The following is a 7,247-nucleotide window of genomic DNA, read 5'->3' as shown; positions in this document are numbered from 1 at the left end:
GCGTACCCGTTCCGTGCCGCCTGCAGTGGCTTGACCGACTTCACTGCCCCATCACCTCTCGTGCGCTGCGGATCTCCCGTGCCGTCGCGGCAGGGAGGCTGATGTCGTCGTTCTCGGCGATGGTGAATCCGGCGCCGTACAGCTGGGCCACCCCGGACATCCGCTGGTAGGCGTCGCTGACGACGAACCCGGTCTGCAGCCGGGCCGGTTGGCCGATCGCCGACACCACATAGGGCGACGGGACCGGCTGATTGTCGACCAGCATGGCACCCCCGGCCTGCCGGATCGTCACCCCCGGTCCGATCCGGACGTTCCCGACGGCAACGGCCTCCGCCCCGGCCCCCCACAGGCCATTGACCACCGCCTGCAGGTCGCGGTCGATCAGCACCGGGGTGGCGGCGGCGCCGGGCCGCGAGCGATCGGACAGGTCCGGCCGGGCCGCCGGGTCGGTGAGGGTGACGGTGATGCCGGGCCCGTGCACCGGAACCAACGCGGCGCCGTGCTCGAGGACGCCGATCCGGTCGAGGACCGCGGCGCCCTGCGCGTCCCCGGCGAGCGCCCGGGTGCGGGCGAGGTCGATGCCATCGCTCAGGTCGTCGCGGGCGCGGGCCAGGTCCGCGCCCCGCGCTTCCGCCGCGTCGACCTGGGTGAGGATGTCGGCACGGACCTGCTCGGTGCCCGGTGCGCGGTCCGCCGCCTGCGCGAACGCGATCCCGAAGATCAGCCCGAGCACCAGCGCGCCCCCCGCACACCACACCCCCGCGTGCAGCGGTCGGTGCAGGGAGTGTCCGCGGGCGCGATCCTCCGCTGCCGCGGCGTAGCCGGGGTCGAGGCCCTCCGCGAGCAGCGCGGTCAGCAGCGACGGCGTCGGGTTGCGTCGCACCCGTGGCGCGCCGGTGGACGCGGGAACATCGTTGGCGCTCACGGTGATTCGGCCCCACGACCGGCACCGACGGGCGCGACGGCGCGGGCGATGTTGCGGGCAGCGAGCAGGTACAGCAGCCCGGTCCAGACGTACAGGCCGGTCGCCCACACCAGCAGCGCGTACCCGAACGCGTGCGCGACGTTCGCGTACGCCCAGTTCAGCTGTGCGGCGAGCACCAGCGGCAGCGCGATCATCAGCGCGAACGTCGCCGCCTTGCCGAGGTACAGCACCGACGGCGGCGGCAGCCCGCGGCGGCGGTACACCTGGAGCGTCGCGGCGAGCAGCAGATCGCGACCGATCAGGATCGCGGTCACCCACCACGGGATCATCCCGCGGAGCGAGAACGCGACCAGCGTGGTGACCACGTAGAGGCGGTCGACGAACGGATCGAGGAGCGCACCGAGCCGCGACGTCTGGTTCAGCAGCCGGGCGAGCTTCCCGTCGGCCCAGTCGGTGAATCCGCTGAGCATCAGGATCAGCAGCGCCCAGCCGTCCGCCTGCGGGCCGAGCAACAGGTAGGCGAACAGCGGAACCCCGAGCAACCGCACCAGGCTCAGCACGTTCGGCACCGTCAGCACCCGATCGGTCGGCACCGGATCGGCCGTCGCGCCGACCTGTGCGCGCGGCAGGTCTCCGCTGTCCATCTCACTCCCACATCGCTCGCCGGTTCGCCTGCTCACGGCGATCGGCGTCCAGCCTGTCACACGCGGCGGACCGGTGCCGGGAGGCGGGCATCCGCCTCGAGGTCAGCGGGCCGCGAAGTCCGGTTGCGGACAATCGGCGACCCGGGTGGCCCGTCCGTGCAGCACCACCTCCCGGAACTGGTGGATGATCGCGGCGGTCGGGGCGAACAGGTGCTCGCCCCGAAACGGCCAGCGCAGCAGCGGTTCGGTGCCACCCGGCAGCGGGCGCAGCACCGGGTCGACATCGAGTTCCGGCACCGTGACCTCGAAGATCATCGCCACCTCGCCGGGGTTGGGCCGCAGCGGCGCGGCCAGTGAACCCACCCAGACCACGACCGGGGTGATGACGTACCCGGACCGGGTGACGAAGTCGTCGAGGACCCCGAGCACCGCGTCGTCGGGCGCCGTCACCCCGACCTCCTCGTCGAGTTCCCGGAGCGCGGCCTGCGCGGGCGTCTCGCCGGGGTCGATGCCGCCTCCCGGCAACGCGAACTGCCCGGGGTGGGCGCGCATTCGGCCGGGCCGCAGGGTCAGCAGCAGCACCGGCCCGTCGTCCCGTTCGACGAGCGCGAGCGCCACCGCGGCGCGGCGGCCACCCGCCTCCGGCGCCGCCTCGACCGCGAATCCCGTCAACGCGGCCGCACAGCGCTGCCGGGTCAGTTCCGGGCTGGCCTGCCCCGTCGTCGGTCTCGCCGTGTCCGCCGCCATCGCTCGAGGGTAGCCGCCTGCCCACGCGATCCACCCGTTCCGCGGGCCGGGAATCGGGGGTAGTTTGGCTGATGCACGCCCGACCCCGACGAAACCGAGCACCGCATGTCACCGGTTGCGGCCGTCGCTGCCGCACTCGTTCTCACCGCCCCGGCCCCGCTGGGGGCGTCGACCGCCGCCCAGGCCGAGTCCCCGCCGCCGGTCGGGTACGTCGCACTGGGCGATTCGTTTTCCTCCGGGGCCGGGATCGCACCGAACGGGTCGCTCGGGGACTGCCTCCGGTCCGAGGTGAACTATCCGCACCTCGTCGCGGCGGCCGTGCGCGCCACCACCTTCCGGGACGTCACGTGCAGCGGAGCCACGACCGCCAACCTGTCCGACCGCCAACTCCCCCAGACCGCACCGCAGTTCGACGCGTTGAGCCCGGATACCACGCTGGTGACCGTCGGCATCGGCGCCAACGACATCGGGCTGGTGTCACTGACCACCGAGTGCCTGAACGTGGCGCCGCCGCCGCTGGGCCGGTCCTGTGCCGCCACCACCGACACCGCCGCCTACGCCGAGCGGATCGACGGTCTCGCCCCGACCTACGTGGGGATCGTCGAGGAGATCCGGCGGCGGGCACCGGATGCACGCATCGTCCTTGTCGGCTACCCGGACGCGATCCGGCCCGGCGGATGCCCCGGCGTGCAACCGATCTGGCCGGTCGACGCGGACCATGTCCAGGGCTTGATCACCCGACTGAACACGGTTACCGCGACCGCGGCGAGCACCGCGGGCGCGACCTTCGTCGACCTGGAGCCGTCGACCCGCGGCCACGACGCGTGCGCGGCGCCTGCGGACCGGTGGATCGTTGGGGCGGTCCCGACCTCGCTGACGGCACCGATTCCGTTGCACCCGAACGCCGCGGGCCATGCCAACGCGGCAACCCAGGTCATCGCCGCCGTCACCCGGTGATCCGGCGCGGTCAGCCGAGCGCGTCGACGTAGGCGCCCTGCCACACGGTGTCGAACGGGGTGTGCGCGGCGACGCGGCCCGCGATGCCCGCGGTGACGAACTCCTTCGCGAACTCCGCCGCCGACGCGACGTCGACGCCCTTGGCCAGTTCGGCGGTGATCGCCGCGGCGAGGGTGCAGCCCGCACCGGAGACCCGTTCGCTGCCGACCTTCGGTGCCCGAAGGATGGTCACGTCGGTGCCGTCGAAGAGCACGTCGACGGCATCGTCGCCGGCGAGTTCGACTCCCCCCTTGGCGATCACGTACCGCGGTCCGAGGTCGTGGATGCGGCGGGCCGCCTCGACGAGGTCGTCGACGGAGTCGATCGCGTCCATCCCGGACAGGGTCCGGGCCTCGAACAGGTTCGGGGTCACGACGGTGGCCAACGGCAGGATCTGCGCACGCAGCGCGGTGTCGGTGTCGAGCGCGGCGCCCGGCTCCTGCCCCTTGCAGATCAGGACCGGGTCGAGCACGACGTGCCGCCACGACTGGCGGCGCAGGCCCGTGGCGACGACGTCGATCGTGGCCGGGGTGCCGAGCATGCCGATCTTGACGACGTCGAGGTCGTGGGCGGCGGTCGCTGCCTCGATCTGGTCGGCGATCACCTCGGGCGCGATCGGGACGAAGCGGTGCCCCCAGCCCGCGGCGGGGTCGAACGAGACGATGCAGGTGACGGTGCCGACGCCGTAGACGCCGAGTTCCTGGAAGGTCTTCAGGTCCACCTGCAGGCCGGCGCCGCCGGTCGCTTCCGAACCGGCGATGACATAGGCGAGGTCGACCACGGGCACTCCTTCTACGGGGCTCACTACGCGCCCCATGACCGGGGCGTTGCAGCGCTCCAGGATAGTCGCCGGATCCGGCCGCTTGCGTCGCCATCCCCTTCGTCGCGGGTGCGATGCGACGAACGCCACTCGCGTCCGGTGCGCACGACCGGCGGTCGGTCATCGCAGTGCAGTGCCGCCACAGATTGCGCACCGCCCTACCGGTCGGTAGGGTGATGGCTCCGCAGAAACGCCACCCCAGGAGGACCCGATCATTCCCGCATCCGACACCAGAACCCAGATCATGGACGCCTTCGCAGAGCAGCTGGCGAGCTCCGGCTACCCCGGGATCTCCCTGGCTGGCGTCGCCGACACCGTCGGTATCCGCAAACCGTCCATGTACCACCACTTTCCGAATGGGAAGGAGGAGATCTACGCCGCGGTCGCTTTCCGCTTCATCGCAGACCATCGCGAGCGCATCACCACGGCAATCGCGACCGAGAACACTCTCGAGGACAAGCTCACCGCGCTCGCGGCCGCCGTGGCCGACCTGTCCGCAGGCGCCGTGTCATTCGAGCAGCGCATCTACGACACCCTGGGGAGCGTCTCCGACGACACCCGAACCGCCGTCTCGCGACAATACGTCGAGGGAGTCCTCGCGCCCGTTGTCGATTTGTTCGCCCGCGCCCGGACCGACGGCGACGTGGCCGGCGATCCCGAGTTCCTGATGAACACCTTCCTGCACCTCACCCGCGCAACCGATCTCACGACCGCACCGGAGGGGCCGGACCAGATCGTCGGACTCTTCCTGAACGGAGCACGAGCCACATAATCGACACCTGGACGCGCCGAAGCCCCGGTGAGAGATTCTCACCGGGGCTTCGGTTCGGTCGGGCTGACAGGATTTGAACCTGCGACCACCTGACCCCCAGTCAGGTGCGCTACCAAGCTGCGCCACAGCCCGCCCGCGCTCTTTCGAGTGCTCGATGAGATTACATCAGTGGCACTCGCTACCGCGAATCGGCTGGTCAGGCACCCGACGGGGAGGTGATCAGCGCTTCTTGCGGTCCCGCTTCTCCCGCACCCGCACCGAGATCCGGACCGGGCTGCCATCGAATCCGAACTCCTCGCGCAGCCTGCGCTCGAGGAACCGGCGGTAGCCCGCCTCGAGGAAGCCGGTGGTGAACAGCACGAACGTCGGCGGCCGCGTCCCGGCCTGCGTCGCGAACATGACGCGCGGCAGCCGGCCACCCCGCATCGGCGGCGGGGTCGCGGCGACAACCTCCTTGAGCCAGTTGTTGAGCCGGCCGGTGGGGATCCGCTTGTCCCACGACTCCAGCGCGGTCTCCAGCGCGGGCACCAGCTTCTGCACCGCGCGGCCGGTGTGCGCGGAAATGTTGACCCGCTGCGCCCACGGCACCCGCACCAGTTCGCGGTCGATCTCCTTCTCCAGCATCAACCGGCGGTCCTCGTCGACGAGGTCCCACTTGTTGAACGCCAGCACCAGCGCCCGCCCGGTCTCGGCGACCATCGACAGCACCCGCAGGTCCTGCTCGGTGATCGGCAGGGACGCGTCGATCAGCAGGATCGCGACCTCGGCGGCCTCGATCGCCGACTTGGTGCGCAGCGACGCGTAGAACTCGTGACCGCTGGCGTGGCTCACCTTCTTCCGCAGGCCCGCGGTGTCGACGAACTTCCACACCTTGCCGCCGAGCTCGACCAGCGAGTCGACCGGGTCGACGGTGGTGCCGGCGACGTCGTGCACGACCGACCGCTCGTCGCCGGAGAGCTTGTTGATCAGGCTGGACTTGCCGACGTTCGGCTTGCCGACCAGGGCGACGCGACGCGGCCCCTGTCCGCCGGTACCCTCCCGCGGGGTCTCCGGCAGCACCGCGAGCACCTCGTCGAGCAGGTCGCCGGTGCCGCGGCCGTGGATGGCGGAGACCGGGTACGGCTGCCCGAGCCCGAGTGACCACAACGCGGCCGCCTCCGCCTCGAGCCGTTCGCCGTCGACCTTGTTGGCCACCAGCAGGACGGGGGTCTTGGAGCGGCGCAGCACCTTCGCGACGGCCTCGTCGGTTGCGGTCGCGCCGACCACCGTGTCGACGACGAGGATGATGGCGTCCGCGGTGCGCATCGCCAGCTCGGCCTGCCGGGCCACGGACTGCTGCAGTCCCTTGGCGTCCGGTTCCCAGCCGCCGGTGTCCTGCACCAGGAACCGGCGGCCGGCCCACGTCGCGTCGTAGGAGACACGGTCACGGGTGACGCCGGGAATGTCCTCGACGACGGCCTCGCGGCGGCCGATGATCCGGTTCACCAGCGTCGACTTGCCGACATTGGGCCTGCCGACGATCGCCAGCGTCGGGACGGCGAGCTGCTCCTCGTCGCCCTCCTCCCCGGCGAATTCGGCGAGCTCCCAGTCGGTTTCCTCATTCCAGGTGCCGTCACCGGCGTAGGCGTCGCCGCCGAATTCGAATGCGTCGCTCACTGCACTACTCCAGTCCTGTCGCGGACCACCAGCAGCAGCCGGCCGATCACGTCGTCGATTCCGATCTCACTGGTGTCCACGATCACCGCGTCCTCGGCGGGCCGCAGCGGGGACACCGCGCGGGTCGAGTCGAGGTGGTCGCGGCGCTGCACGTCGGCGAGCACCGCCCTGTAGTCGTCGCCGCGGCCCTCCGCGACGTTCTGCGCGTTGCGCCGCTGCGCGCGGGCCTCCGCGGACGCGGTGAGATAGATCTTCACGTCCGCGTCGGGAAGCACGACGGTGCCGATGTCGCGGCCCTCGACCACGATCCGCGGGTGCTGCGCGATGAACGCCCGCTGCTTGTCGACGAGAAGTTCCCGCACCCGCGGCACCGCAGACACCGCGGACACCGCCCCGGTGACGGCGGCGCCACGGATTTCGTCGGTGACGTCCTCCCCGGCCAGCAGCACCCGGTCGGACGCCGGGTCGGTGCCGATCGACAGGTCGAGCGCCTCGGTTGCCGCGGCGACGGCGTCCACGTCGGCGACGTCGACCGCGGACCGCAGCACGTGCAGCGTCGCGATCCGGTACATGGCACCGGTGTCGAGGTAGCGGGCGGCGAGGGCATCGGCCAGGCGCCGGGACACACTGGACTTGCCGGTGCCGGACGGGCCGTCCATCGCGACGACCAGCGGCACGGCCACGGTG

8 protein-coding genes and 1 tRNA gene are annotated in these 7,247 nt (G+C 71.5%); 2 read left to right on the top strand and 7 right to left on the bottom strand.

All coding sequences use genetic code 11. The features are described from left to right. Positions 1-40: 40 nt before the first annotated feature. The 3 genes from ACWF62_RS19285 to ACWF62_RS19275 all read right to left on the bottom strand — a co-directional run bounded on the left by ACWF62_RS19285 (position 41) and on the right by ACWF62_RS19275 (position 2,316). A complete protein-coding gene (locus ACWF62_RS19285) occupies positions 41-925 on the bottom strand; it encodes a DUF881 domain-containing protein (RefSeq protein ID WP_378507243.1) in 885 nt (294 codons plus the stop codon). Further along, complete coding sequence (locus ACWF62_RS19280) at positions 922-1,569, bottom strand: CDP-alcohol phosphatidyltransferase family protein (protein ID WP_378569345.1); 648 nt, start codon at positions 1,567-1,569, stop codon at positions 922-924. The genes ACWF62_RS19285 and ACWF62_RS19280 overlap by 4 nt, the downstream gene beginning before the upstream one ends. A 102-nt stretch (positions 1,570-1,671) precedes the next feature. Further along, a complete protein-coding gene (locus tag ACWF62_RS19275) occupies positions 1,672-2,316 on the bottom strand; it encodes an NUDIX hydrolase (protein ID WP_378507245.1) in 645 nt (214 codons plus the stop codon). 105 nt (positions 2,317-2,421) lie between these two features. Here ACWF62_RS19275 and ACWF62_RS19270 point away from each other — a divergent pair, with 105 nt between their 5' ends. After that, positions 2,422-3,273: an SGNH/GDSL hydrolase family protein gene (locus ACWF62_RS19270; protein WP_452631034.1), complete on the top strand. Its 852-nt coding sequence runs from the start codon at positions 2,422-2,424 to the stop codon at positions 3,271-3,273. A 10-nt stretch (positions 3,274-3,283) separates the two neighbouring features. On the opposite strand, the gene thiD is transcribed toward ACWF62_RS19270, so the two are convergent. Then, a complete protein-coding gene (gene thiD, locus ACWF62_RS19265) occupies positions 3,284-4,093 on the bottom strand; it encodes a bifunctional hydroxymethylpyrimidine kinase/phosphomethylpyrimidine kinase (RefSeq protein ID WP_452631032.1) in 810 nt (269 codons plus the stop codon). A gap of 283 nt (positions 4,094-4,376) precedes the next feature. On the opposite strand from thiD, the gene ACWF62_RS19260 reads away from it, so the two are divergent. Continuing rightward, on the top strand, positions 4,377-4,904 hold the full coding sequence (locus ACWF62_RS19260; protein WP_452631030.1) for a TetR/AcrR family transcriptional regulator: 528 nt from the start codon (positions 4,377-4,379) through the stop codon (positions 4,902-4,904). A 58-nt stretch (positions 4,905-4,962) separates the two neighbouring features. Here the strand turns inward: ACWF62_RS19260 and ACWF62_RS19255 are convergent. The 3 genes from ACWF62_RS19255 to cmk form a co-directional block, all read right to left on the bottom strand. Beyond that, a tRNA-Pro gene (locus tag ACWF62_RS19255) sits at positions 4,963-5,036 on the bottom strand. Between the two features lie 87 nt (positions 5,037-5,123). Further along, complete coding sequence (gene der / locus ACWF62_RS19250; protein WP_378507248.1) at positions 5,124-6,560, bottom strand: ribosome biogenesis GTPase Der; 1,437 nt, start codon at positions 6,558-6,560, stop codon at positions 5,124-5,126. Further along, on the bottom strand, positions 6,557-7,219 hold the full coding sequence (gene cmk, locus ACWF62_RS19245) for a (d)CMP kinase (protein WP_378507287.1): 663 nt from the start codon (positions 7,217-7,219) through the stop codon (positions 6,557-6,559). The genes der and cmk overlap by 4 nt, the downstream gene beginning before the upstream one ends. Positions 7,220-7,247: the final 28 nt, after the last annotated feature.

Source organism: Rhodococcus sp. NPDC054953, from assembly GCF_053609225.1.
Note: the sequence above shows the minus strand (reverse complement) of the source record. Positions and strands in the feature narration are given on the sequence as shown.

Excerpts from the sequence above, each read along its gene's own strand:
- ACWF62_RS19280 (WP_378569345.1), bottom strand. The coding sequence starts at position 1,569 with ATGGACAGCGGAGACCTGCCGCGCGCACAGGTCGGCGCGACGGCCGAT.
- ACWF62_RS19275 (WP_378507245.1), bottom strand. The coding sequence starts at position 2,316 with ATGGCGGCGGACACGGCGAGACCGACGACGGGGCAGGCCAGCCCGGAA.
- ACWF62_RS19270 (WP_452631034.1), top strand. The coding sequence starts at position 2,422 with ATGTCACCGGTTGCGGCCGTCGCTGCCGCACTCGTTCTCACCGCCCCG.
- ACWF62_RS19260 (WP_452631030.1), top strand. The coding sequence starts at position 4,377 with ATGGACGCCTTCGCAGAGCAGCTGGCGAGCTCCGGCTACCCCGGGATC.
- cmk (WP_378507287.1), bottom strand. The coding sequence starts at position 7,219 with ATGGACGGCCCGTCCGGCACCGGCAAGTCCAGTGTGTCCCGGCGCCTG.